This is a genomic window from Arthrobacter woluwensis (assembly GCF_900105345.1).
Lineage (GTDB): Bacteria > Actinomycetota > Actinomycetes > Actinomycetales > Micrococcaceae > Arthrobacter_E > Arthrobacter_E woluwensis.
Window position 1 is genome coordinate 1,813,595 of sequence record NZ_FNSN01000003.1, and the last position, 23,795, is coordinate 1,837,389.

Genomic DNA, 23,795 nt, shown 5'->3' on the forward strand with positions numbered 1-23,795 from the left:
GAGGGTAGCGTGAAGAACATGCGCGGTGCTGAAGGAGACGAAACACGACGTCGGCGTGACGGGGTGGTCGACTGGCGGACCCTGCGCTTCGCGGTCGGCTTCCCGGTGGTCCTGGCCGGCGCGTTCTGGCTGGCCGTGCAGGCGGTCGCGCGCCGCCTGCCCACGCCCGTGGCGTTCCGCTGGGAGAGTCAGGGCGGCGTGGCGTTCACGGACCTCGCCGGCTACCTGACGATGGCGGTCCTCCTGATCATCGTCCCCACATTGCCGTTCCTCGTGGCCTCCGGCCTGACGAACCTCCCCGTGCTGATGCGGCGGATCATGCTCTCCGCCGGCATCACCCTGAGCCTGTTCCTCTGCACGGTGGCCGCAGCCGGACTCGCCGGCCAGTTCGACGTCGCGGACGCCCGGAACTCCCATGTGGACAACCTGGTCCTCCTGCTGGGCACCGGCGGCGCCCTCGGTCTCGGTCTGCTGGTCCATTACGTGTACACCCCGCTCGCCCAATGGGACCCCCGCGACGACCGTGCCTTGCAGCGGGAGCTGCAGGCGCTGGAGCATCCGGAACTGGCCGCCGTGGACGCGGCGGTCTGGGCCCGTCCCCGCACCTCGGTGCTCGTCATGACCGGCCTCCTCGGCGTCTTCCCCGCGGCCCTCGTGAGCATCGTGAATCCGTGGCTTGCCCTGGTGCTCCTGGTGCTGGCCGTGGCCGCCGCGGCACTCCTCATCCTGCGGATCCGCCTGAGCCGGGACGGGCTCTCGCTGCGTCTGGGTGGGTTCCTGCCCGTGTGCCGGATCTCCGCGGGGGACATCCGAGGCGCCGAGGCACTCGAGGCGACTGCCGCCGACTACGGCGGCTGGGGGCCGAGGACGGGGGAGCGCGGCCGCAGCTTCCTCGTGGCGAGCGGGCCCGCCGTCGTCGTGCTGCCGGCGACGGGCAGCGGCCATCCGGCGGTGACGTTCTCCGCCCCGGATCAGGAGACGGCGGAGCGGCTCGCAGCCGCGCTGCGCAGCCTCGCCCGGCCCGCGTAACGTGCGCGCGGGACGGTAGGGTGGAGAGGACCGATCCCTCCTCAGAATTCCCCGGAGACCCACGTGACCGACACTGCCGTCAAGCCCCGCGTCCACATCGCCACCGACCACGCCGGAATGGAGCTGAGCGCCTACCTGGTGAAGCACCTGACCGAGCAGGGTTACGAGGTCATCGACCACGGCCCCACCGAGTATGACGCGCTCGATGACTACCCGGGCTTCTGCATCAACGCGGCGCAGGCCGTCGTCGCCGACCAGGCCGCGGGTGTCCACGCTCTCGGCATCGTCCTGGGCGGCTCCGGCAACGGCGAGCAGATCGCCGCGAACAAGGTGAAGGGCGTCCGTGCGGCGCTCGCCTGGAACGACTCCACGGCCCGTCTGGCCCGTGAGCACAACGACGCCAATGTGGTCGCCGTCGGCGGCCGCCAGCACAGTGTCGAAGAGGCCGCCGCGCTGATCGACGCCTTCCTCACCGAGCCGTTCAGCAACGACGAGCGCCACGTCCGCCGCATCGGCAAGATCGCCCACTATGAAGAGACGGGCGAGGTCCTGGCCTAGTGCCTGAAGGGCATTCGGTCAGGCGACTGGCCATCCAGTTCCACGACGTCTTCGCCGGTCAGCGCCTCGCGGTGAGCAGCCCTCAGGGGCGGTTCGCCGCGGGCGCTGCCCTGCTTGACGGGCGTCGCCTGCTGTCCTCCGAGGCACATGGGAAGCAGCTGTTCCTCGGCTTCGAGGGAGACCTCTGGCTGCACGTGCACCTCGGCCTGTATGGCGCTTGGGAGTTCGGCGGCGACGAGACCTTCACGGGCGCTTCGAGCATCGGCGCCCCGCGACGGATCGGTGAACGCGAAGTCGCCGATAGTGGCGAGGACGTCTACACCGGCCCTCCGGCGCCCGTCGGCGCCGTCCGCGTCCGCCTCGTGAGCGAGCACGGCTGGGCGGACCTGCGGGGCGCGAGCCGCTGCGACGCCGCCACCGGCCCGGACGTTGCGGCCGCGCGTGCCAAGCTCGGCCCGGACCCGCTGCACCGCGGACTTCCCGGCCATGAGCGCGACGGCGAGGAGTTCGCCCGCCGCCTGAGGTCCCGTCGCACGTCGGTGGGACAGCTCCTGATGGACCAGGGCGTGGTGGCCGGCATCGGCAACATCTATCGCGCCGAGCTGCTGTTCCGCGCCGGGATCGATCCGGCGCGCCCCGGCACGTCCCTCAGTGCCGACGAGGCCGCCGGGCTCTGGGCCGATGCGGAGCGCCTCCTGGCCGACGGTGTGCGGGACGGCCGGATCATCACGACGGAGCCGGGCACCTGGTCGGGTTCACTGCCCGAGGAGCATGAGGCGTTCTCCGTCTACCAGCACCAGGGCAGTCCGTGCCCGCGCTGCGGCACGGCCATCGCTCTCCGCGAACTGGCCGGGCGCAAACTGTACTGGTGCCCGGGCTGCCAGCACTGAATCGCCGGCTCCATCGTTGTGTGCTCAGTTGTTGCGGGTGTTCAGCCGCTACACCCGCAACAACTGAGCACACAGCGGGGAGACCAGCACATAAGCCGACCATCCGGGCATTAAAAATGCCCCGGTTCGCGTGAACCGGGGCATCGGGAGAGGGGACGACGGGAATCGAACCCGCGTAATCAGTTTGGAAGACTGAGGCTCTACCATTGAGCTACGTCCCCGTTGCGCGTTTGAGCTTACAGGCGAGCCGGGACGATCGCAAAACGGGGCTTGCCCAGGTGCGCCGAACCCGATTTAGGGAATGCGTCACGGTGGCCTATAGACTGTCATCTGCACTTACGGGGTGTAGCTCAGCTTGGCTAGAGCGCCTGCTTTGGGAGCAGGAAGTCGCAGGTTCAAATCCTGTCACCCCGACTCTGCGCACACATCTGCCATCGGTGCGTTCACAGCAATCCGGCGGCGCAGAACTGAATCCAGACACCAATCAGGAGAACGAACGCCGTGAAGAGCGCTGTCGAGAACCTTTCGCCCACCCGGGTCAAGCTCAATGTCGAGGTCCCCTTCGAGGAGCTGAAGCCCAGCATTGACGAGGCGTACAAGACCATCGCCTCCCAGATCCAGGTCCCGGGCTTCCGCAAGGGCAAGGTTCCGTCCAAGCTGGTCGACCAGCGTGTCGGTCGTGGCTACGTCCTCGAGACCGCCATCAACGATGGCCTCAACGGCTGGTACCAGCAGGCCGTGGCCGAGACGGAGATCCGCCCACTGAGCCGTCCCGAGGTCGAGATCACCGAGGTCCCGGACCCCTCCGCCACCGATGGTGAGCTGAAGTTCCAGGTCGAGGTGGACGTCCGTCCCGAGGTCGAGCTGCCCGACTACGCCGGCATCAAGGTCGAGGTCGCCGCCGCAGAGGCGAGCGAAGCCGACGTCGACAAGGCTCTTGAGGATCTGCGCAGCCGTTTCGGCACCCTCGTGGCCGCCGACCGTCCGGCCGCCGACGATGACTTCATCACGATCGACATCGCCGCCAGCATCGACGGCGAAGAGGTCGACAGCGCGAGCGGTCTGTCCTACCAGGTCGGCTCCGGCACCATGCTGGAAGGCCTCGACGAGGCCGTCACCGGCCTGTCCGTCGACGAGGACGCCGTCTTCGACACCACCCTGGTGGGCGGCGAGCACGCCGGCGCCAAGGCCCAGGTCAAGGTCGTTCTCAAGAGCGTCAAGGTCCGCGAACTGCCGAAGGCCGATGACGACTTCGCTCAGCTGGCCTCCGAGTTCGACACCATCGCCGAACTCCGTGAGGACCTGGCCAAGCAGGCCGCCGAGGGCAAGCTCATGGAGCAGGGCGTCGAGGCCCGCGACAAGGTCCTGGACAAGCTCGTCGAGCTGATCTCCGTGCCGGTCCCCGAGTCCGTCATTGAAGAGCAGATCGAGCAGCACTTCTCCCCGGAGAACAACCACGCCGGTGAGGACCACGACACCGAGGAGCACCGCGCCGAGGTCAAGGCCAACTCCGAGCGTGCGTTCCAGAACGAGATCATCCTTGACGCCATCGCGGACAAGGAAGAGGTCGGCGTCTCCCAGAACGAGCTCATCGACTACCTGGTGACCACCGCTTCGCAGTACGGCATGGAGCCGAACCAGTTCGCCCAGATCCTCGACCAGGCCGGCCAGGTGCCGCTCATGGTCGCCGAGGTCCGCCGCCGCAAGGCTCTGGCCGTCGTGCTGGGCCAGGCCGAGGTCGTCGACTCCGAGGGCAAGGCCGTGGACCTGAGCGACTTCGTCAAGGGTCGCGACGAGCTCGAAGCCGAAGCCGCCGAAGAGGGCGCCGAGGAAGCCGCTGACGCCAAGGCGTAAGCATTCCGACGACGGCGGGCTGCCGCCGTCGCACGCTGCATGACACGAAGGACCGCCGGAGGAACATTCCTCCGGCGGTCCTTCGCGTTGTGCAGCCACCGGCCCGGTGCGCCTAAAGCGAACAGGGCCGTTTTGGCGAACAACGGCCCGCCGAAAACGGTTAGTGTCCAAGTAACCGAAATCCGTTTGCGGCCATCCACGAAAGAGGTAGGCAACCATGTCACAGCAAACACCGGCACCGCGCATGGCGAGCGTTGACCCTGCGGCGCAGGACAACTACATCTACAATCGCCTGCTCAAGGAGCGCATCATCTGGCTCGGCTCGGAGGTGCGTGACGAGAACGCCAACGCCATCTGCTCCCAGCTGCTGCTCCTGTCGGCAGAGGACCCCGAGAAGGACATCTACCTCTACATCAACTCACCTGGCGGTTCCGTCACGGCGGGCATGGCGATCTACGACACCATGCAGTTCATCCCGAACGATGTGGTGACGGTGGCGACCGGTCTGGCCGCCTCCATGGGTCAGTTCCTCCTCTCCTCGGGCACGAAGGGCAAGCGCTACGCCACCCCGAACGCCCGCATCCTGATGCACCAGCCTTCGGGCGGCATCGGCGGCACGGCCTCGGACATCAAGATCCAGGCCGAGCTCATCCTCCACATGAAGAAGGTCATGGCGGAACTCACCGCCGAGCAGACCGGTCAGAGCGTGGAGACCATCCTCAAGGACAACGACCGGGACAAGTGGTTCACGGCGAAGGAAGGCCTGGAATACGGCTTCTTCGACAAGATCGCCGAGCACGCGGCCTCCGTGCCGGGCGGCGGCGGAACCAACAAGTAACATCGGACCGATTCGCAAGGAGTCACAGACATGAACTACAACTTCGGTTGGTCCGCGGGAAACCTGCCCAACAACCGCTACGTCCTGCCCCAGTTCGAGGAGCGCACGCCGTACGGCTTCAAGCGCCAGGACCCGTACACCAAGCTGTTCGAGGATCGCATCATCTTCCTGGGCGTCCAGGTCGATGACGCCTCGGCCGATGACATCATGGCGCAGCTGCTCGTGCTCGAGTCGACCGACCCGGAACGGGACATCACGCTCTACATCAACTCCCCGGGTGGGTCGTTCACGGCGATGACCGCGATCTACGACACCATGCAGTACATCCGCCCGGAGATCCAGACGGTCTGCCTCGGCCAGGCGGCCAGCGCCGCCGCGGTCCTGCTGGCGGCCGGAACCCCCGGAAAGCGCCTGGCCCTGCCGAACGCCCGTGTCCTGATCCACCAGCCCGCCCTCTCCGGCGGCCAGGGCGGACAGGCCTCCGACCTGGAGATCCAGGCCAACGAGGTCATGCGGATGCGGTCCTGGCTGGAGGAGACGCTGGCTCAGCACTCGGGCCGCACGCCCGAGCAGCTGAACAACGACATCGAGCGCGACAAGATCCTGACCGCCGCCGAGGCTGTGGAATACGGCCTGGTGGACCAGGTGCTTGATTCCCGCAAGGTGAAGAAGGTCGCGATCACGCGCTGATCCTCAGCGCAGCCGGAAGTCGCCGGGGCAATTATTTGCCCCGGCGACGTCTGTCTTCGGCCAAAGTGTCGGAGCCCTGACTTAGAGTGGAAATACGACTGGAGCCCGGAGACACACCGTTCCCGGGTGGGCGACGAAGGGAAGTCCCTCATGGCTCGGATTGGTGAGAGCACGGACCTGCTCAAATGCTCCTTCTGCGGAAAGAGCCAGAAGCAGGTGCGCAAGCTCATCGCAGGTCCCGGGGTGTACATCTGTGACGAGTGCATCGAGCTCTGCAACGAGATCATCGAAGAGGAGCTGGCGGAGGTCAAGGACCTCGGCCCCATGGAGCTGCCCAAGCCCCGCGAGATCTTCGACTTCCTCCAGCAGTACGTCATCGGCCAGGAGCCGGCCAAGCGTGCGCTCTCCGTCGCCGTCTACAACCACTACAAGCGCATCCGGTCCGGGGCTTCCGGCACGGCGCTGGGGGAGGGCCTCGACGAGGTCGAGGTGGCCAAGTCCAATGTCCTGCTCGTCGGCCCCACCGGCTGTGGCAAGACCTATCTGGCACAGACACTCGCCAAGCGTCTCAACGTCCCGTTCGCGGTGGCCGACGCGACAGCCCTGACGGAGGCCGGGTACGTGGGCGAGGATGTCGAGAACATCCTCCTCAAGCTCATTCAGGCCGCCGACTATGACGTCAAGAAGGCCGAACACGGCATCATCTACATCGACGAGATCGACAAGATCTCCCGGAAGAGCGAGAACCCTTCCATCACGCGGGACGTCTCCGGTGAGGGCGTTCAGCAGGCTCTTCTCAAGATCCTGGAGGGGACCGTGGCCAGCGTGCCGCCGCAGGGCGGCCGCAAGCACCCGCACCAGGAGTTCATCCAGATCGACACGACCAATGTGCTCTTCATCGTGGCCGGCGCCTTCGCCGGCCTGGAGGAGATCATCGGCTCGCGGGCGGGGAAGAAGGGCATCGGCTTCGGTGCTCCGCTGCATTCCGCCGAGGACCACACGGACAACTACGCGGACGTCCTTCCGGAGGACCTGCTGAAGTTCGGTCTGATCCCCGAGTTCATCGGGCGCCTGCCGGTCATTACGAGCGTCTCCCATCTGGACCGCCCCGCGCTCATCCAGATCCTCACCGAGCCGCGTAACGCGCTGACGAAGCAGTACCAGAAGATGTTCCACCTCGACGGCGTGGAACTCGAGTTCGAGCAGGAAGCGCTGGACGCGATCGCGGACCAGGCCCTGGAGCGCGGCACCGGAGCCCGGGGTCTGCGGGCCATCCTCGAGGAAGTCCTGCTGCCGATCATGTTCGATCTGCCCAGCCGCGAGGATGTGGCCACCGTGGTCATCACCAAGGACGTGGTCACGGACAAGGCCGAACCCACCATCATCAGTCACGAAGTCCGGGCCAAGCGCCGGAACAAGTCCGCCTGATCCCCGTCGTCCTGACTCGAACACCCCCCGTACAGCAAGGAGCACTTTCAGTGGAACAGCAGCGCGCCGATTTCTGGTTCGATCCCGTATGCCCCTTCGCGTGGGTGACCAGTCGCTGGATCGGCGAGGTGGAAGAGGTCCGTCCCATCACGGTCCAGTGGCACGTCATGAGCCTTTCGGTGCTGAACGAAGGCCGCGACCTCCCCGAGAACTACCGGGCACTCATGGACCAGGCCTGGGGCCCGGTCCGAGTGATCATCGCGGCGAGCCAGCAGCACGGCGAGCAGTACATCAAGCCGCTCTACGACGCCATGGGCACCGAGATCCACAACAACGGCAACAAGGATTACCCCGCCGTCGTCGCCAAGGCTCTGGCCGAGGTGGGGCTCCCCGCCGAGCTGGCCGCGGCCGGTGAGAGCGATGCCTATGACGAGGCGCTCCGTGCCTCCCACGAGGACGGGATCTCCCGCGTGGGCCAGGACGTCGGGACCCCTGTGGTGGCCTTCAACGGCACGGCCTTCTTCGGGCCGGTCATGACCCGTATCCCGCGTGGCGAGGAAGCCGGGCGCATCTGGGACGCCGCCGTCACGCTCGGTGGGTACCCGCACTTCTTCGAGCTCAAGCGCAGCCGGACCGAAAGTCCCGAATTCGACTGATCCCGTGCCCTGACGCTACTTCAGGAAGCGTGAGGTCCGGCGGTCCGCGAGGATCTTCCCGTTCGTCTGACAGGTGGGGCAGTACTGCAGTGCCCGGTCGGCGAAGGAGACTTCGCGGACCGTGTCACCGCACACCGGGCACGCCTGGCCTGCCCGGCCGTGGACGCGCATGCCACCCCTCTTGGCGTCCTTGAGCAGCTCCGGCGGCTTACCGGAGGCGGCCGCCACGGCCTCACCGAGAACCTGCTCGACGGCGGTGAAGATGCGGGAGCGTTCGTCCTCGTCCAGTGACTTGGCGATGGCGAAAGGCGAGATCCTCGCGGCGTGCAGGATCTCGTCACTGTAGGCGTTGCCGATGCCCGCGATCACGGACTGGTTCCGCAGCAGCCCCTTGATCTGTTGCGAGCTGCCCTCGATGATGCCGTCCAGCACGTCCTGTGTGAAGCCGGGGTCGAGTGGATCCGGCCCCAGACCGGCGATGCCCGGAACCTCTGAAGGATCGCGGACCACGTACACCGCCAGGCTCTTCCGGGTGCCGGCCTCCGTGAGGTCGAAACCGACGTGCGTTGCCGGTTGCCCGTCCCGGGCGGGCACTGAGAACGAGAGCCGCGCGGCGATCGGACCGGATCCGGGCCGAAGCGGTTTCGACGAGGGGCTCTCGGTATAGCGGAGCCAGCCCGCCTTGGCCAGGTGGAAGACGAAGTGGAGCCCCTCGACGTCGAGATCCAGGAACTTCCCGTGCCGTGCGACGCCCGTGACGGTCTTGCCCTCCAGCGCTGAGTACGGGGGATCCGCCGTCTTCAGCACCGCGAACGAGGTGATCCTGACGGAGTCCACGACGGATCCTCGTAGCTTGTCGTCCAGGAAGGCCCGCAGCCCCGTGATCTCTGGCAGTTCCGGCATGCCACTACTGTGCCACACGGCGCCGCACCGCGCCCGGCGCGTGGTGCGGTCGCTCCGTGGGCGCGGCCCCAGGGGCTGGAAACCGAGGGCTGGAATCACATCGGAGTAGTTCTTCCGGAGGTCTTGTCCCGCCCAGTGGACAGGATCACAATGGTGAGTACCACTCCGCAAGGAGAGGACGCGGAAGCCAGAGATTCAGAGATGAGGGACCCTGACGCAGCCATCGGCGAAGTCGGGAACTCGCCGCCAGTGACGAGGCGGGAAGACCTGAAGATCCGAGGATTCCGCCAGACTGCCGGTCCGTCACCAGGCAGCCGAAAGTCGAAGCCCCACCGACGGCAACACGCCGATGGGGCTTCCCCTTTGCCCGGAACAGGTCAGCTCCTGATCCCGCCGGTTCAGCGACGACGGTCGCGATTCTTCGCGAGCCCCCGTTCCTTGGCGAAGGCCCGGTGCTGATGAGCCATCGACTTCATCTGGGCCAGCCGTTCGGAGCGCAGCCTCGCGTCTGTGCGGGCCGCCATGCGTTCCGCCTCCCGCTGGAGTTTCCGGTAGCTCTGCAGCCGGCGCTCGGTGAGAGTGCCCTCAGAGATCGCCGCCTGCACGGCGCACCCTGGTTCGGTCGTGTGGGCGCAATCCGAGAACCTGCACTGCGCGGCCAGATCCTCCAGGTCCGAGAAGGCATCGCTCACCCCCTCCTCGGAGCCGGTGACCCCTGCGGACCGCAGCCCGGGAGTGTCCAGGAGCACGCCGCCGTCGGGCATGGGCAGCAGCTCCCTCCACGCGGTGGTGTGCCGGCCCTTGCCGTCGACGGCGCGCACCTCTCCCGTGGCCAGAAGGTCGGCGCCCAGCAGACGGTTGCCCAGAGTGGACTTTCCGGCGCCGGACGGTCCGATCAACGCCACGGTGCCGCTGATCGCGGCGCGGAGTTCGTCCACGCCCGCCTCGGTCTCGGCGCTCGTGGCGACGACCCGGACACCGAGGGCCACCGGTCCCAGTTCCTCGAGTGCCGTTTCCGGATCCGGATGCGTGTCGGCTTTCGTCAGCGCGACGACGGGTGTGGCGCCCGAAGCCCAGGCAAGGGCCAGGAGCCGCTCCGTTCGGGAATGCCGGAGCGGGCTCGCGAGCGACACCGCCACCACGACGGTGTCGACGTTCGCGGCGAGTGCCTGTTCCTGGGAGTCGCCGCCCGCCGTCGCCCGGGCCAGCAGCGTCCGGCGCGGCAGCACGGAACCCAGGTGGGCCGCCGTCGAGCTCGTGGCAGGGACCATGGAGATCCAGTCTCCCGTGGTCGGCCAGAGTCCGTGGCCGACGCCCGGGGAGCCGAGGAGGTGGACCCGGCCCGGTCCGTGAGCGGTGATGACCTCGCAGAGGCCGCGTTCGGCCCGCAGGACCCGGGCGGGAGAAGTCCCTGGATCGGCGAGCTGGGTGAAGGTTTCATGCCACTCCGGGTCCCAGCCGTGGGCGCGGAGCAGTGGGGATTCTGAGGTTTCGTGCAGTGAAGAAGTCACAGTGGAGACTCTTTCGTGGGGGTCTCCTGCCGCAGCTTGTGGCGCGGCGCGGTGCGTCCCGGACGGACGGAGTGCGGACGGCGCGCAGAGGAATGCGGCTCAGGCGGAGACGGGGGAGGTGTGGAATGTCGAAGCGTCGCCGGGCATGGCGACAGTGAACGTGACAGTCATGGTCACACCTCCTTCGGCGTCTCGGGCAGGCGGTCGGAGCGCCTGAATGTGAAGCAACCCTAGCATAACGCCGAAGGGGTGGTCCCGGAAGATCCGGGACCACCCCTTTCGATGTCACGGCACCTTGTGCCGCGACTCAGCCATGCGATCGACTCAAGCCTGCGCCGGCGCCTCGGCCGGAGCCAGCTCGACGTCGCTGACCGTGAGCTCGCCGTCGGCTGCCACCAGGGAGACCTCGCGGGCGTTCGCTGCGGCCTTCAGATCGGCGAGGCCGGCCTCGAGCTGCGCGATCCGCGCGGCGGGGCCGGAGACTGTCGCCTGGAGGACCTCGGTGCGCTGCTTGACCTTCGCCTCGGACTTCGCCTTGCGGAGACCGGAGAGGGCCTCGCCGACCGTGGCGAGCAGCGTGACGTCGCCGTCGATGCCCTCCAGCGGTGCCGGCCACGCGGCGCGGTGCACGGACCCGGTGCGCCACCAGCTCCACACCTCTTCGGTCGCGAACGGCAGGAACGGTGCGAAGAGGCGGAGGAGGGCGTCCAGCGTGGTCGCCAGCGCGGCCAAAACCGAAGCCTGTCCTTCCTCGCCCTGAGCACCGTAGGCACGGTCCTTGATGAGCTCGAGGTAGTCATCCGTGAATTGCCAGAAGAAGGACTCCGTCACCTGCAGGGCGCGGGCGTAGTCGTACTTCTCGAAGGCGTCGGTGGCCTGGCGGACCACCTCGGCGAGCTGGGTCAGCAGCCCGCGGTCCAGGGCGTTGGTCAGCACCGCGCTGTCGGCCGTCAGCACCGAGGCTTCCGTGGCGCCGAGGTTCAGGACGAACTTGGACGCGTTGAGCAGCTTGATGGCCAGGCGGCGGCCGATCTTCATCTGGGCGATCTCGTACGCGGTGTCCGCGCCGAGCTTGGCGGAGGAGGCCCAGTAGCGGACGGCGTCCGACCCGAACTCCTCGAGGACGGCGGTGGGGACCACCACATTGCCCTTGGACTTGGACATCTTCTTGCGGTCCGGGTCCAGGATCCAGCCGGAGATGGCGGCATGCTTCCACGGCGCCACGTCCTGCAGGGCGTCGGCGCGGACCACCGAGGAGAACAGCCAGGTGCGGATGATGTCGTGGCCCTGCGGGCGGAGGTCGAACGGGAACACCTTGGCGAAGAGCTCCTCGTCGCGGCTCCAGCCGCCCACGATCTGCGGGGTCAGCGCGGAGGTGGCCCACGTGTCCAGGACGTCGGCGTCGCCGATGAAACCGCCGGGCACGCCGCGCTGATCCTCGCTGTAGCCGGGGGCCGCGTCGGCGGCAGGGTCCACCGGGAGCATGTCGTCCGTCGGAACGATCGGGGACTCGTAGTCCGGGTTGCCCTCGGAGTCCAGTGCATACCAGACCGGCACGGGAACGCCGAAGAAGCGCTGGCGGGAGACCAGCCAGTCGCCGTTGAGGCCCTCGATCCAGTTCTCGTAGCGGGACCGCATGAAGGCCGGGTGGAAGTCGATCTCCCGGCCACGCTGGATGAGGCGCTCGCGGCGGTCCTCATCGCGGCCGCCGTTGCGGATGTACCACTGACGGCTCGTCACCACTTCGAGCGGCTTGTCGCCCTTTTCGAAGAAGTTCACGGCGTGCATGATCTTCTTCGGCTCTCCGTCCAGAAGGTCCTGCTCGCGGAGCATCTCGACCACGGCCTCCTTCGCGGAGAACGCGGTCTTGCCGGCGATCCGCTCGTAGGCTTCACGGCCGGCGTCGGTGGTGATCCATTCGGGGGTCTCCGCGAGGACACGACCGTCGCGGCCGATGATCGCGCGGGTCGGCAGCTGAAGTTCGCGCCACCAGGTGACGTCGGTCAGGTCGCCGAAGGTGCAGACCATGGCGATGCCGGAGCCCTTGTCGGCCTTGGCCAGCGGGTGGGCTTTGACCTCGACCTCGACGCCGAAGAGCGGCGACGTGACCTTCTTGCCGAACAGCGGCTGGTAGCGCTCGTCGTCCGGGTTCGCCACGAGGGCGGCGCAGGCGGCGAGCAGCTCGGGACGGGTGGTCTCGATGAAGATCTTCTCGCCGTCCTCGGTGAAGAACGGGTACCGGTGGTACGCGCCGGCGACTTCGCGGTCCTCGAGCTCCGCCTGGGCCACGGCGGTCCGGAACGTCACGTCCCAGAGGGTCGGGGCCTCGGCCAGGTAGGCGTCACCTGCGGCGTGGTTCTCCAGGAAGGCGCGCTGGGAGACGGCGCGCGAGGCGTCATCGATGGTGCGGTAGGTCATGTCCCAGTCCACGGAGAGTCCGAGGGTCTTGAACAGGTGCTCGAAGATCTTCTCATCCTCGACGGCCAGACGCTCACACAGCTCGATGAAGTTGCGACGGGACACGACGTCCCAGTCACGCTGGTTCTTCGCGGGCTCGGCCGGGGGCTGGTAGCCCTCCTGGTACGGGATGGCCGGATCGCAGCGGACGCCGTAGTAGTTCTGGACGCGGCGCTCGGTGGGCAGACCGTTGTCGTCCCAGCCCATCGGGTAGAAGACGTTCTTCCCCTGCATGCGCTGGTAGCGCGCGAGGACGTCGGTCTGGGTGAAGGAGAACATGTGGCCCACGTGCAGCGAGCCGGAAGCGGTGGGAGGGGGAGTGTCGATCGAGTAGACCTCACCCCGGGTGGTGTCCTGCTGGAACTTGTAGGTCCCCTCGGCCAGCCAGCGCTCGGTGAGCTTGGCTTCCAGGCCTTCGAGGGCCGGCTTGTCGGGAACGGTGGTGGCTTCGGGCGTGTCTGTACCCTGCGTCGCGTCAGTCATGGGAGCAATTCTTTCATGCCTGGTGCGCACCGAGGTCCTCAGCCGGATGTGCCGCGGCCCAGTGTGCCGCGGAACACCCAGGGTTCGCGGGAGAGCCGTTCGGGGTCGAAGGCCGCCAGGGCGTTCTCCAGGCCGCCACCCGGCAGGCCCAGCGATTGCAGCAGCGTGTCGCGGACCTCCTCCGCGCCCCAGCCTGCCGCTGCCAGATCGCTGAGCGTCACCGCGCCGTCGCGCTTGGCGAGTCTTTTGCCCTCCGGCCCCAGGACGAGCGGCACATGGGCGTACGACGGCGGAGCGTGGCCCAGCGTGCGCGCCAGGCGGATCTGGGTGGGCGTGGAGGCGAGCAGATCGTCGCCGCGCACCACCTGGTCGACACCCTGGTCGGCGTCGTCGACCACGACCGCCAGGTTGTAGGCGATGGCGCCGTCGTTCCGGCGCAGGACCACGTCGTCCACCGGGCCCACGTAGTCGCCCGCCACGGCATCGGTGAAGCGCTCCGTGCCGCCCCCGGAACGGAAGCGCAGCGCGGCCGGGCGTTCACGGCGCCGCTCCTCGCGTTCAGCAGCACTCAGGTTCCGGCAGGTGCCGGGATAGAGGGAGATCGCGCCGTGCGCCGCGGAGGTCGCCTCGGCGATGTCACGGCGGGTGCAGAAGCACTCGAAAGTGCGCCCGTCGCGGATGAGCGTTTCCAGGGCGGCTTCGTGAAGCCCTCCGCGTTCTGACTGTCGGACCGCGGGCCCGTCCCAGGTCACGCCCACGGCCTCGAGGTCACGGAGCTGTGACTCTTCGGCCCGGGCGCGGACCCTGTCCAAGTCCTCCACCCGCAGGAGGAAGCGGCGGTTCGTGGTGCGGGCGAAAAGCCAGGCCAGCAAGGCGGTGCGAAGGTTGCCCAGATGCAGGTCCCCGCTGGGGGACGGGGCGTAACGGCCGGCATCGGAAGAGTTCACGGAGCCACTGTAACCGGCCCGGCGCACGCCGCGCGGGTACACTCCGACCATGGCCGTTCATCGGGGGAGCAGGGGAATGGCGCCAGGAGGATCAGTGAGCCGGCGCGCGGTGCTGGTCACGAACTCAGTGGGCAGCGGATGACGTTCACCGTGACGGTGTCCTGACCAGAGCGCCGGGTCCGCCTGGGCAGTTGACGGAACCTCGCAGGTCGTAGACCGGCTGGTTGTCCACATAGAGACCTTCACTCGGGTCGCCATGGATCCGCGGTGCCTAGCATGAACCATGACGAATCAGCAGCTTGGACAATTGACCACCGCCCGGATCTACGACGAGCCCGTCGAAGGCCGGTATCGCATCCTCGTGGACCGGCTCTGGCCGCGCGGGGTGAGCAAGGAGAAGGCCGCACTGGACGAATGGCTCAAGGACATCGCTCCCTCCGGTCCGCTCCGAACGGAGTTCGCTCACATGGCCTCCCGCTTCGAGGAGTTCACGGCGCTGTACCGGGAGGAACTTGATGAGCACCCGGTTCCGGTGGACCACGTGGTCGGACTCCTGCGCGAGGGCCGGGATGTCGAGTTGCTCTACGCGGCGAAGGACCGCGAGATCAATCACGCCCAGGTGCTGCGCTCGTATCTGCTGGAACATCTGGAGTGAGACGCGTCCGGTGCGACGGTTCGAGTGGGAGGGCCAGAGACGGACGGGACCCGCCGCCTTATGTCACGGACGAGGCCGAGGAAACTCCATGGCCATGACGGTCCGGCCCGGCCCGGCATCCTCCAGAGGACCTGAATCCCCGTGATCATCCGGGCCCTGCGCCATGCCGAGTTTCTCCGCCACCCGCCGGGATGCCAGATTTTCCGGGTGGATGATCGCGACGAGTTCCTGAGCTCCGAGCACGTCCTGGGCGAAGTTCCGGCACGCCTGAGCAGCCTCGGTGGCCAGACCGCGGCCCTGGAACTCAGGCACGACGTGGTAACCCACCTCGAGCCGGGGCTGCCCGTTGACCCGCTGCCACGTGAGACCGCAATCGCCGACGAAGACGCCGTCGTGGTTCTCCACGATCCAGAGTCCGTGACCGAGCTCGCGGTAGTTGCGCTGGTTCCATTCGATCCACGCGAGCGCCTCGGGCCTGGTCTTCGGGCGGGGGTAGAACTCCATCACCGCTGGATCGCCGAGGAGGCGAGCCATCACGTCGAGATCCGAGGGGGTCATTTCCCGGAAACGGAGGCGCGACGTGGGGGAGGGCAGCATTCGTCCACTCTAGACCGGGGGGCTCCGTGAGGCGTCGGGTATCCCGGGTAAGGATGTTCGCCTCGTGAGAGAGGGGTGTCCCCTCGTGCGGGCTGGAGTAGCGTCGAACGAAAGCCGTGCCGGGCACGTCTTCTGGAGCAGCGCGGCCCGTCGGTGAGAGGACAGGGCCGGTACCGGTCGGCATTCGACAGAAGGAGATCTCATGGCATGGCACTGGATCGCATCGGCATGGGGAAGCCCCGAAGGATGGGAATTCAGGGAATACGCTCCCACGAAGCCAGGGCCCGGCGAAGTGACGATCGCCGTGCGGGCAGCCGGGGTGAACCCAGCCGATGCCAAGCACGTCGCCGCGCCGCGCCCGGGCCAGCAGCTGCCGGTCGCCATCGGCTACGAGGTCGCCGGCACTGTCGTGGCGGTGGGTCCAGGTGCGACGGCGGTGACCGGCCCCGTGTCCGTCGGCGATGAAGTGCTCGCCTTCCGGGTCCGTGGCGGCTATGCCACGGAGCTCACCGTGCCGGCCGAGAAAGTCCTGCACCGTCCGGCGTCGCTTGACGTCGAGGAGGCCGCGAACCTCCTCCTGGCCGGAACGACCGCGGCGGAGATGCTTCACACGGTCGGCGCCACCGCCGGCGAGACGATCCTGCTGCATGGGGCGTCCGGCGCCGTCGGTTCCATCGTCCTTCAGCTCGCGGCGCTGCGGGGCATCACCGTGATCGGCACGGCGAGTGAGGCCCGGGCGGAGGACGTCCGGGCACTCGGCGGGATCCCGGTCGCGTACGGCACGGGGTTGCGCGACCGGGTCGAGGAGGCGATCCGTTCCCTCCGCCGCTCCGGAATCGATGCCGCTCTGGACGCCGCAGGGACCGACGAAGCCGTCGAGGTGTCGTTGTCCCTCGTGTCCGACCGGCAGCGGATCGTCACCGTCGCCGCACCACGGCAGGCGGAGGACCACGGATTCCCGGCGCTCGCCGGCACCAAGCCCGAGAGTGCGGCGTTCCGGGATGCGGCCCGCGAGGACCTGGTGACGCTCGCAGGCCGGGGTCTGCTGCGCGTCCCGTTGAGCCGCAGCTACCCGTTGTCCGAGGCTCCGGAGGCTCACCGCTTCCTGTCCACGGGCCATCCTGGCGGAAAACTGACGCTCGTTCCCGGCCCGGAATCGGGCGTCACGGAAGCTCATGCCGGGTCACACGACCGCTCCGGGAGTGACCTCTGATGTCCTCCGCTTAACCGGCACGTCGCACGGTTGAGCTGAAAGTCGGCGGGCCTTTCACCGGGCCAAAAACCCCGGTAGACACGGGGTACGGCCCGTTCCATCGCGGGTCCGTTGACCTTCAGACGACCGAAAGGACGGCACGTGATGAGCACCATCGCCGCCACCAAACTTGATTTCACTCCCTTGAGCGCTCGCATCGGGGCCGAGATCCGCGGGCTCGACCTCAGCGGCGATCTCGACCCGGACACCGTGACCCAGATCCGCGAAGCCCTCAATCGCCACAAGGCCCTGGTGTTCCGCGAAGCGAACATCCTCACCGATGAGGACCAGGTCCGTTTCGCCAGTCACTTCGGCCCGCTGACCAAGGCGCACCCGACCGTCGCGTCCGTGGAAGGCGAGGAGAACGTCCTTCCCGTGGACAGCGAGAACGGCTCCGCCAACACCTGGCACACCGACGTCACCTTCGTGCTGAACCCGCCTCAGGCCTCCACCCTCCGCAGCATCGAGGTGCCGGCCTACGGCGGAGAGACCCTGATCGCGACCACTGAAGGCGCCTACCGTGACCTCCCCGAGGAACTGCGGCGCTTCGCGAACACCCTCTGGGCCATCCACACCAACGACTACGACTACTCGGTCCCGAAGAACCTGGAGCACGCGACCGCGGAGGAACGCCGCAAGGAGTTCACCCGGGTCCACTTCGAGACCGCGCATCCCGTGGTCCGCGTCCACCCGCTGACCGGCGAGCACGGCCTCTTCATCGGCGGCTTCGCCCAGCGGCTCCGGATCGTCGGACTGTCCAACACCGAGTCCCGTGACATCCTGCGCCTGCTGCAGGCGTACGTGACCCGTCCGGAGAACGTCGTCCGGGTGACCTGGGAACCGAATCAGGTGGTCCTTTTCGACAACCGCATCACTCAGCACTACGCGCCGGACAACTACGATTCCCAGCCGCGTAGGCTCAACCGCGTCACGATCGCCGGCGACATCCCCGTCGGCGTGGACGGCACGGTGAGCCAGTCGCTCCAGGGCGACTCCTCGGTGTACTCCGTGATCGCCCCGGTGGACGGCGGGCAGCACGGTGTCCCCGCGTCGACCGGAGCGCCCGTCGCCCCCGGAGGACATGAGACACCCGTGCAGCAGCCTGATCAGGGGAGTACTCGACATGACGCGTGACAGCGACTGTCCGGGTGACTGTCAGGAGTCTTGCGACGGTTTGAGGAACGGTGGGAGGTGGAAGGGAGAACGCCCTTCCACCTCCGTCGTCTCCGGCCCCTCCGGGCCTGCTTCCGTCGCAGGCCTTCCGGAGCGAAGGCCGCTGTGACACGGCTCTTCCCGACGCCGGTTAAAGTGGTGCCATGACGCTCCAGAACTCCCAGACCCCTCGAACAGCCCTCGTCACGGGAGCCAGCACCGGCATCGGCGAGGCGACCGCCCGCCGGCTGAGTGCGGAGGGCTGGAAGGTCTACGCCGTCGCACGCCGTGCGGACCGCCTCGAGGCGCTCGCTCAGGAGACCGGCGTCGTTCCGCTCACGGCCGACATCAGCGAGGACGCCGACGTCGCGCGTCTCGTGGAGACGGTGACCGCCGACGGTGGCATCGACACGCTGATCAACGTCGCCGGAGGCGCTCGCGGCGCGGACCGGGTGGCGGACGCGGACATCGACGACTGGGAGTGGATGTACCGGGTCAACGTCCTGGGCACCCTCAAGCTCACGAAGGCGTTCCTGCCGCTGCTGCGCGCTCACGGCCGCGGCACGGTCCTCAACGTCACGTCCACCGCCGGTCACGTCGCCTACGAGGGCGGCGCCGGGTACAACGCCGCAAAATTCGGCCAGGCGGCGCTCAACGACGCGCTCCGCCTGGAAGAGGCCGAGCACAACATCCGTGTCATCGAGATCGCCCCCGGTCTGGTGCAGACCGAGGAGTTCGCCCTCCGCCGCCTCGGTGACGCCGAAGCCGCTGCGAAGGTCTACGCGGGCGTCGAAGAACCCCTGGTGGCCGAGGACGTCGCGGACGTCATCACCTACGCCGTCCAGGCGCCGCACCATGTGAATCTCGCTCATGTGACCATCCGCCCCGTGGCTCAGCCTGCGGCCCACAAGCTTCTGCGCGGCCCGCTCGGCGCCAACTAAGGACTGGATGCGGGTCCGGTTCGCCGGGCCCGCACCCCCTTGCCGAATCCGCTAAACTGGACACAAAGCTTCGACCCGGCCATCACCGGTGAGCTTCCGGAAGAAATCCCGTCCCGGCGCCGTCGTGCGCCAGGAGCAGCGGGAGAGTAGAACCGGACGGTCGTGCCCGTCACAGCGCACCAATGAGCGGTCGTCCGTCCGCAGCAGCGGGAGGACGGCAAGCGGGGTGGTACCGCGCCACCTGTCCCCAGCGGCAGGGAAGCGTCCTCGCGGAGTCGCACCGCGCCCCTGTGGGCACAGTGCGCCGACACGCAGCGAAACGCCAGGATGCCACAGTGACCATCTACCCCAAGGTCTCCTCCAGCGAGGACCGCACCGTCTCCGCCTCCGTCCGCTTCCCCGAGATCGAGAAGCGGATCCTCAAGTACTGGGATGAGGACGGCACCTTCCAGGCCAGCATCGACCAGCGGGACGCCGGCGTCGATGGCAGCAACGAGTTCGTCTTCTACGACGGACCTCCCTTCGCCAACGGCCTGCCGCACTACGGCCACCTCCTCACCGGTTACGCCAAGGACCTCGTCGGTCGCTACCAGACGCAGCGCGGCAAGCGCGTGGAGCGCCGCTTCGGCTGGGACACGCATGGCCTGCCCGCCGAGCTGGAGGCTATGAAGCAGCTGGGCATGACCGACAAGACCCAGATCGCCGCCATGGGCATCGACAAGTTCAATGATGCCTGCCGCGCCTCCGTGATGAAGTACGCGGACGAGTGGAAGGACTACGTCCGGGCCCAGGCTCGCTGGGTCGACTTCGAGCACGACTACAAGACGCTCAACGTCGAGTACATGGAGTCCGTGATCTGGGCCTTCAAGCAGCTCCACGAGAAGGGCCTGACGTACAACGGCTACCGCGTCCTCCCGTACTGCTGGAAGGACGAGACGCCGCTGTCCAACCATGAACTCCGCATGGATGACGACGTCTACAAGAACCGCCAGGACCAGACCGTCACCGTCACGTTCCCGCTGGTCGCGGGGGAGAACCCGCTGTCCCGTGACCTCGACGGTGTCCTCGCTCTCGCCTGGACGACCACCCCCTGGACGCTGCCCACGAACGCCGCGCTCGCCGTCGGGCCGGAGATCCAGTACGCCGTTGTGCCGATGGGTCCGAACGGCGTCAAGGCCTCCGACGTCCCCGACGGTTCCCGCTTCCTGATCGCCCAGGACCTCCTGGGCGGCTACGCCAAGGATCTGGGATACGACGACGCCGCTGCCGCCGTCGCAGCGGTCACCGCCACCTACGCGGGCGCCCAGCTCGAGGGCATCGGCTACCAGCGCCTCTGGGACGACTTCGCGGACGCCGAGAAGTACGGCACCGAGAACGCATGGCGCATCCTCGTGGCCGACTACGTCACCACCACCGACGGCACCGGTCTGGTCCACCAGGCTCCCGCCTACGGTGAGGACGACCAGAAGGTGTGCGAGGCCGCCGGGATCCCCGTGGTGCTCTCCGTGGACGAGGGCGCCAAGTTCCTGCCGCTCTTCAAGCACGGCGAGCTGGCCGACATCGCGGGCCTGCAGGTCTTCGAGGCCAACAAGCCGATCACGCAGCACCTCAAGGCCCAGGGCCGCCTGGTCCGCCAGGCGAGCTACGAGCACAGCTACCCGCACTGCTGGCGCTGCCGCAACCCCCTGATCTACCGCGCCGTGTCCTCCTGGTACGTCTCCGTGACGACCTTCAAGGAGCGCATGGTCGAGCTCAACCAGGAGATCAACTGGATCCCCGGCAACGTCAAGGACGGCCAGTTCGGCAAGTGGCTCGAGAACGCCCGCGACTGGTCGATCTCCCGCAACCGCTTCTGGGGCAGCCCCATCCCGGTCTGGGAATGTGACGGCGAGGAGTGCGAGCACCGCGAGGTCTACGGCTCGCTGGCGGAGATGCAGGCCGCTTTCGGCCGCCTGCCCGTCAACCACCAGGGCGAGACCGATCTGCACCGTCCCTTCATCGACGAGCTGACCCGGGTGCACGAAGGCTGCGGCGGCACGCTGCGCCGTGTGGAGGATGTGCTGGACGTCTGGTTCGACTCCGGCTCCATGCCGTACGGCCAGGTCCACTACCCGTTCGAGAACGAGGAGTGGTTCAACACCCACAACCCGGCGGACTTCATCGTCGAGTACATCGGACAGACCCGCGGCTGGTTCTACATGCTGCACATCCTGTCCACCGCGCTCTTCGACCGCCCGGCCTTCCGCAACGTCATCAGCCATGGCATCGTGCTGGGCTCCGACGGGCAGAAGATGTCCAAGAGCCTGCGCAACTACCCGGACGTGTCCGAGGTGCTCGATCGCGACGGATCCGACGCGATGCGCTGGTTCCTCATGTCCAGCCCGATCCTCCGCGGCGGCAACCTGGTGGTCACCGAGCAGGGCATCCGTGACGGTGTGCGCCAGGTGCTGCTCCCGCTGTGGAACGTGTACAGCTTCTTCTCGCTCTACACGAACACCGCGAACGGCGGTCAGGGCTACGAGGCGAAGCTCCGTTACGACGGCTACAGCGACGAGCTGGACCGTTACCTGCTCGCCAACACCGGCGCCCTGGTGACGACGGTCCGGGAGTCGCTGGACTCGTACGACATCTCCGATGCGTGTGACGCCCTGCGCGAGTACCTGGACATGCTCACCAACTGGTACGTGCGCCGCAGCCGCCAGCGCTTCTTCGACGAGAACACGGACGCCTTCGACGCCCTCTACACGGCCCTGGAGACCGTGACGCGCGCCGCCGCGCCGCTCCTGCCTCTCGTGGCGGAGGAGATCTGGCGGGGCCTCACCGGCGGCCGGTCCGTGCACCTCACGGATTACCCGGACGCCGGGCTGTTCCCGCAGGACGACGAGCTGGTGGCGGCTATGGACCGCGTGCAGCAGATCTGCTCCACGGGATCCTCGCTGCGGAAGGCCGCCAAGCTGCGCGTGCGCCTGCCGCTGCAGGAGCTGACCGTGGTGGCGCCCGGCGGAGCGTCGCTGGAGGCATTCGCCGGCGTCGTCGCCGATGAGCTGAACGTGCGCAAGGTCCGTGTCCTGGATGCCGAGTCGGCCTCCCCGGAGGAGTTCGGCATCGAGCAGAAGCTCGTGGTCAACGCCCGTGCCGCCGGCCCGCGCCTCGGCAAGAACGTCCAGCTGGCCATCAAGGCCAGCAAGTCGGGCGATTGGTCCGTGGGCGACGACGGCGTGGTGACTGCGGGCGGGCTCGCCCTCGAGCCGCACGAGTACGCCCTGGAGACGGTCGTGGCCGAGTCGGAGGATGCCGGCTCCCGCGCCGCCGCGGTCCTGCCCGGCGGTGGGTTCGTGGTGCTCAACACCGAGGTGACCCCGGAACTGGAGGCCGAAGGTGTGGCCCGTGACATCGTCCGCGCCATCCAGCAGGCCCGTAAGGACGCCGGCCTGGAGGTCTCCGACCGGATCCGCACCCGCGTCGGCGCCGATCAGGCGACGGTGGACGCCCTTGAGGCGCACCGCGAACTGGTCAAGGGTGAGACCCTGAGCCTGGAGCTGGATCTGGCGACCGCCGATGAGCTGACCGTGACCGTGGAGAAGGTGGAAGCATGAGCGACGAATTCTCGGTGGAGAGCGTCTACGCCGAACTGCTGGGCCGCGCGCCGGAGAACAAGATGGAGCCGCGCCTGGCCCCCCTGTTCCGGGCGATGGAGGTGCTGGGTGAGCCGAACAAGGCGTGCCCCATCATCCACATCACCGGCACCAATGGGAAGACCAGCACGGCCCGCATGATCGAGCAGGGGCTGATCGCCCACGGGCTCAGCACCGGGCGGTACACCAGCCCGCACCTGTCCAAGGTGACCGAGCGCATCAGCATCAACGGCGAGCCGGTCAGCGACGAGACCTTCGTGCGGATCTGGGACGAGATCCGCCCGTACCTCGCGATCGTCGACGCCGAGCTGGAGGCTGACGATCAACCGCGCCTGACGTACTTCGAGTGCCTGACCATCCTCGGCTACGCCGTCTTCGCGGATCAGCCCGTGGACGTCGCGGTCATCGAGGTGGGCCTGGGCGGCATCACCGACGCCACGAATGTGGGCGACGGCGCCGTCTCCGTGGTCACCCCGATCTCGCTGGACCACACGGATCTGCTGGGCGACACCACGGGCGAGATCGCGGTCGAGAAGGCCGGGATCATCAAGCCCGGCGGCTTCCTCGTCAGCGCCGTCCAGCCGCGCGATGCGGCCCAGGTCCTCCTGGAGAAGGCCCAGGAAGTGGGCGTCCCGTTCCGCTTCGAGGGCGTGGAGTTCGGTGTGGAATCCCGTGCCGTGGCCGTCGGTGGGCAGATGCTCGACATCCAGGGCCTGGCCGGCCGCTACGACGAGGTCTTTCTCCCGCTGCACGGCGCCCACCAGGCGGAGAACGCCGCCGTGGCCGTCGCCTCGCTCGAGGCGTTCTTCGGTGGGGGAGAGCGCGAGCTCGATCCCGAGGTGCTGCGCGAGGCGTTCCTGAACGTCACTTCGCCCGGCCGTCTCGAGGTGGTCCGCACCGCTCCGACCATCATCGTCGACGCGGCGCACAACCCGGACGGCATCCGCGCCTCGGCCGAGTCCATCCAGGAGGCCTTCAACTTCAGCAAGCTCGTCGTTGTCCTGGGCGTCCTTCAGGAGAAGGACGCCGCCGAGATCCTCAACCAGCTCAAGGAATCCCTGGGCGACCTGGCCGAGGAGATCTGTCTGACCCAGTCCACCTCGCCGCGCGCGATCCCCGCAGGGGAGCTGGCCGAGCTGGCCGTCGATCTGGGCTGGGGTGAGGAGAACGTCCACATCTCCGAGAAGCTCGACGACGCCATCGAATGGGCCGTGGCCCGTTCCGAGGCTAACGATGATCTGAGCGGAGGCGTCCTCATCACGGGTTCGATCACCGTCGTCGCGGAGGCCCGCATCCTGCTCCAGGCGAAGGGGGCGTGA

The 23,795-nt window shown here is 67.8% G+C and carries 19 protein-coding genes and 2 tRNA genes; 15 read left to right on the forward strand and 6 right to left on the reverse strand.

From position 1 onward, the window contains the following. Window positions 1-18 precede the first annotated feature (18 nt). From BLV63_RS08935 to BLV63_RS08945, 3 genes are all read left to right on the forward strand, one after another. Window positions 19-1,029 (forward strand): hypothetical protein, encoded by a 1,011-nt coding sequence (locus BLV63_RS08935; protein WP_066210541.1) that lies wholly within the window; start codon window positions 19-21, stop codon window positions 1,027-1,029. Window positions 1,030-1,092: 63 nt separating this feature from the next. Next, window positions 1,093-1,587 carry a ribose-5-phosphate isomerase gene (locus BLV63_RS08940; RefSeq protein ID WP_066210539.1) on the forward strand — a complete coding sequence of 165 codons (495 nt, stop codon included), beginning with the start codon at window positions 1,093-1,095 and terminating at the stop codon, window positions 1,585-1,587. Then, on the forward strand, window positions 1,587-2,477 hold the full coding sequence (locus tag BLV63_RS08945; RefSeq protein WP_066210537.1) for an Fpg/Nei family DNA glycosylase: 891 nt from the start codon (window positions 1,587-1,589) through the stop codon (window positions 2,475-2,477). Before BLV63_RS08940 ends, BLV63_RS08945 begins: the two co-directional genes overlap by 1 nt. A gap of 150 nt (window positions 2,478-2,627) precedes the next feature. On the opposite strand, the gene BLV63_RS08950 is transcribed toward BLV63_RS08945, so the two are convergent. Then, a tRNA-Gly gene (locus BLV63_RS08950) sits at window positions 2,628-2,698 on the reverse strand. 118 nt (window positions 2,699-2,816) lie between these two features. Here BLV63_RS08950 and BLV63_RS08955 point away from each other — a divergent pair. The 6 genes from BLV63_RS08955 to BLV63_RS08980 all read left to right on the forward strand — a co-directional run bounded on the left by BLV63_RS08955 (window position 2,817) and on the right by BLV63_RS08980 (window position 7,943). Continuing rightward, window positions 2,817-2,891: transfer RNA gene (locus BLV63_RS08955), tRNA-Pro, on the forward strand. Between the two features lie 87 nt (window positions 2,892-2,978). Continuing rightward, on the forward strand, window positions 2,979-4,331 hold the full coding sequence (gene tig / locus BLV63_RS08960) for a trigger factor (RefSeq protein ID WP_066210535.1): 1,353 nt from the start codon (window positions 2,979-2,981) through the stop codon (window positions 4,329-4,331). A gap of 244 nt (window positions 4,332-4,575) precedes the next feature. After that, window positions 4,576-5,169 carry an ATP-dependent Clp protease proteolytic subunit gene (locus BLV63_RS08965; RefSeq protein WP_066210531.1) on the forward strand — a complete coding sequence of 198 codons (594 nt, stop codon included), beginning with the start codon at window positions 4,576-4,578 and terminating at the stop codon, window positions 5,167-5,169. A gap of 30 nt (window positions 5,170-5,199) precedes the next feature. Next, window positions 5,200-5,859: an ATP-dependent Clp protease proteolytic subunit gene (locus BLV63_RS08970; protein WP_066210528.1), complete on the forward strand. Its 660-nt coding sequence runs from the start codon at window positions 5,200-5,202 to the stop codon at window positions 5,857-5,859. A 150-nt stretch (window positions 5,860-6,009) separates the two neighbouring features. After that, the gene (clpX, locus tag BLV63_RS08975) at window positions 6,010-7,287 is read left to right on the forward strand and encodes an ATP-dependent Clp protease ATP-binding subunit ClpX (protein ID WP_066211861.1); all 1,278 of its coding nucleotides are present in this window, start codon (window positions 6,010-6,012) and stop codon (window positions 7,285-7,287) included. 50 nt (window positions 7,288-7,337) lie between these two features. Beyond that, entirely contained in the window at window positions 7,338-7,943 is a 606-nt protein-coding gene (locus BLV63_RS08980) for a mycothiol-dependent nitroreductase Rv2466c family protein (RefSeq protein ID WP_174521237.1), read from the forward strand. 15 nt (window positions 7,944-7,958) lie between these two features. Here the strand turns inward: BLV63_RS08980 and BLV63_RS08985 are convergent, their stop codons facing one another. The 4 genes from BLV63_RS08985 to gluQRS form a co-directional block, all read right to left on the reverse strand. Beyond that, entirely contained in the window at window positions 7,959-8,846 is an 888-nt protein-coding gene (locus tag BLV63_RS08985) for an Fpg/Nei family DNA glycosylase (protein WP_066210525.1), read from the reverse strand. A gap of 398 nt (window positions 8,847-9,244) precedes the next feature. Continuing rightward, the gene (gene rsgA / locus BLV63_RS08990; RefSeq protein ID WP_066210523.1) at window positions 9,245-10,357 is read right to left on the reverse strand and encodes a ribosome small subunit-dependent GTPase A; all 1,113 of its coding nucleotides are present in this window, start codon (window positions 10,355-10,357) and stop codon (window positions 9,245-9,247) included. Between the two features lie 324 nt (window positions 10,358-10,681). Then, window positions 10,682-13,297: a valine--tRNA ligase gene (valS, locus tag BLV63_RS08995; protein WP_066210520.1), complete on the reverse strand. Its 2,616-nt coding sequence runs from the start codon at window positions 13,295-13,297 to the stop codon at window positions 10,682-10,684. A 38-nt stretch (window positions 13,298-13,335) separates the two neighbouring features. After that, window positions 13,336-14,244 carry a tRNA glutamyl-Q(34) synthetase GluQRS gene (gene gluQRS, locus BLV63_RS09000; RefSeq protein ID WP_254780532.1) on the reverse strand — a complete coding sequence of 303 codons (909 nt, stop codon included), beginning with the start codon at window positions 14,242-14,244 and terminating at the stop codon, window positions 13,336-13,338. Window positions 14,245-14,527: 283 nt separating this feature from the next. Here gluQRS and BLV63_RS09005 point away from each other — a divergent pair, with 283 nt between their 5' ends. After that, window positions 14,528-14,899, forward strand: coding sequence for a DUF488 domain-containing protein (locus BLV63_RS09005; protein ID WP_066210516.1), 372 nt, complete (start codon window positions 14,528-14,530; stop codon window positions 14,897-14,899). 63 nt (window positions 14,900-14,962) lie between these two features. Here BLV63_RS09005 and BLV63_RS09010 read toward each other — a convergent pair whose 3' ends face one another. Continuing rightward, entirely contained in the window at window positions 14,963-15,496 is a 534-nt protein-coding gene (locus BLV63_RS09010) for a GNAT family N-acetyltransferase (protein WP_066210515.1), read from the reverse strand. Window positions 15,497-15,698: 202 nt separating this feature from the next. Here BLV63_RS09010 and BLV63_RS09015 point away from each other — a divergent pair, with 202 nt between their 5' ends. The 5 genes from BLV63_RS09015 (at window position 15,699) to BLV63_RS09035 (ending at window position 23,795) form a co-directional block, all read left to right on the forward strand. Beyond that, the gene (locus tag BLV63_RS09015) at window positions 15,699-16,709 is read left to right on the forward strand and encodes an NADP-dependent oxidoreductase (RefSeq protein ID WP_082723978.1); all 1,011 of its coding nucleotides are present in this window, start codon (window positions 15,699-15,701) and stop codon (window positions 16,707-16,709) included. A gap of 144 nt (window positions 16,710-16,853) precedes the next feature. Continuing rightward, complete coding sequence (locus BLV63_RS09020; protein ID WP_082723977.1) at window positions 16,854-17,882, forward strand: TauD/TfdA dioxygenase family protein; 1,029 nt, start codon at window positions 16,854-16,856, stop codon at window positions 17,880-17,882. Window positions 17,883-18,064: 182 nt separating this feature from the next. Then, complete coding sequence (locus BLV63_RS09025) at window positions 18,065-18,841, forward strand: SDR family oxidoreductase (RefSeq protein ID WP_066210513.1); 777 nt, start codon at window positions 18,065-18,067, stop codon at window positions 18,839-18,841. A gap of 335 nt (window positions 18,842-19,176) precedes the next feature. Continuing rightward, window positions 19,177-22,437 carry an isoleucine--tRNA ligase gene (ileS, locus tag BLV63_RS09030; protein WP_066210511.1) on the forward strand — a complete coding sequence of 1,087 codons (3,261 nt, stop codon included), beginning with the start codon at window positions 19,177-19,179 and terminating at the stop codon, window positions 22,435-22,437. After that, complete coding sequence (locus tag BLV63_RS09035; protein ID WP_066210509.1) at window positions 22,434-23,795, forward strand: bifunctional folylpolyglutamate synthase/dihydrofolate synthase; 1,362 nt, start codon at window positions 22,434-22,436, stop codon at window positions 23,793-23,795. The genes ileS and BLV63_RS09035 overlap by 4 nt, the downstream gene beginning before the upstream one ends.

What these genes read in the sequence shown, in the direction of transcription:
- BLV63_RS09025 (WP_066210513.1), top strand. Translation starts at nt 18,065, where the DNA reads ATGACGCTCCAGAACTCCCAGACCCCTCGAACAGCCCTCGTCACGGGA.
- BLV63_RS09005 (WP_066210516.1), top strand. Translation starts at nt 14,528, where the DNA reads ATGACGAATCAGCAGCTTGGACAATTGACCACCGCCCGGATCTACGAC.
- BLV63_RS09020 (WP_082723977.1), top strand. Translation starts at nt 16,854, where the DNA reads ATGAGCACCATCGCCGCCACCAAACTTGATTTCACTCCCTTGAGCGCT.
- BLV63_RS08985 (WP_066210525.1), bottom strand. Translation starts at nt 8,846, where the DNA reads ATGCCGGAACTGCCAGAGATCACGGGGCTGCGGGCCTTCCTGGACGAC.
- BLV63_RS08965 (WP_066210531.1), top strand. Translation starts at nt 4,576, where the DNA reads ATGGCGAGCGTTGACCCTGCGGCGCAGGACAACTACATCTACAATCGC.
- clpX (WP_066211861.1), top strand. Translation starts at nt 6,010, where the DNA reads ATGGCTCGGATTGGTGAGAGCACGGACCTGCTCAAATGCTCCTTCTGC.
- BLV63_RS09010 (WP_066210515.1), bottom strand. Translation starts at nt 15,496, where the DNA reads ATGCTGCCCTCCCCCACGTCGCGCCTCCGTTTCCGGGAAATGACCCCC.
- BLV63_RS08970 (WP_066210528.1), top strand. Translation starts at nt 5,200, where the DNA reads ATGAACTACAACTTCGGTTGGTCCGCGGGAAACCTGCCCAACAACCGC.
- BLV63_RS09015 (WP_082723978.1), top strand. Translation starts at nt 15,699, where the DNA reads ATGGCATGGCACTGGATCGCATCGGCATGGGGAAGCCCCGAAGGATGG.
- BLV63_RS09035 (WP_066210509.1), top strand. Translation starts at nt 22,434, where the DNA reads ATGAGCGACGAATTCTCGGTGGAGAGCGTCTACGCCGAACTGCTGGGC.
- valS (WP_066210520.1), bottom strand. Translation starts at nt 13,297, where the DNA reads ATGACTGACGCGACGCAGGGTACAGACACGCCCGAAGCCACCACCGTT.
- BLV63_RS08935 (WP_066210541.1), top strand. Translation starts at nt 19, where the DNA reads ATGCGCGGTGCTGAAGGAGACGAAACACGACGTCGGCGTGACGGGGTG.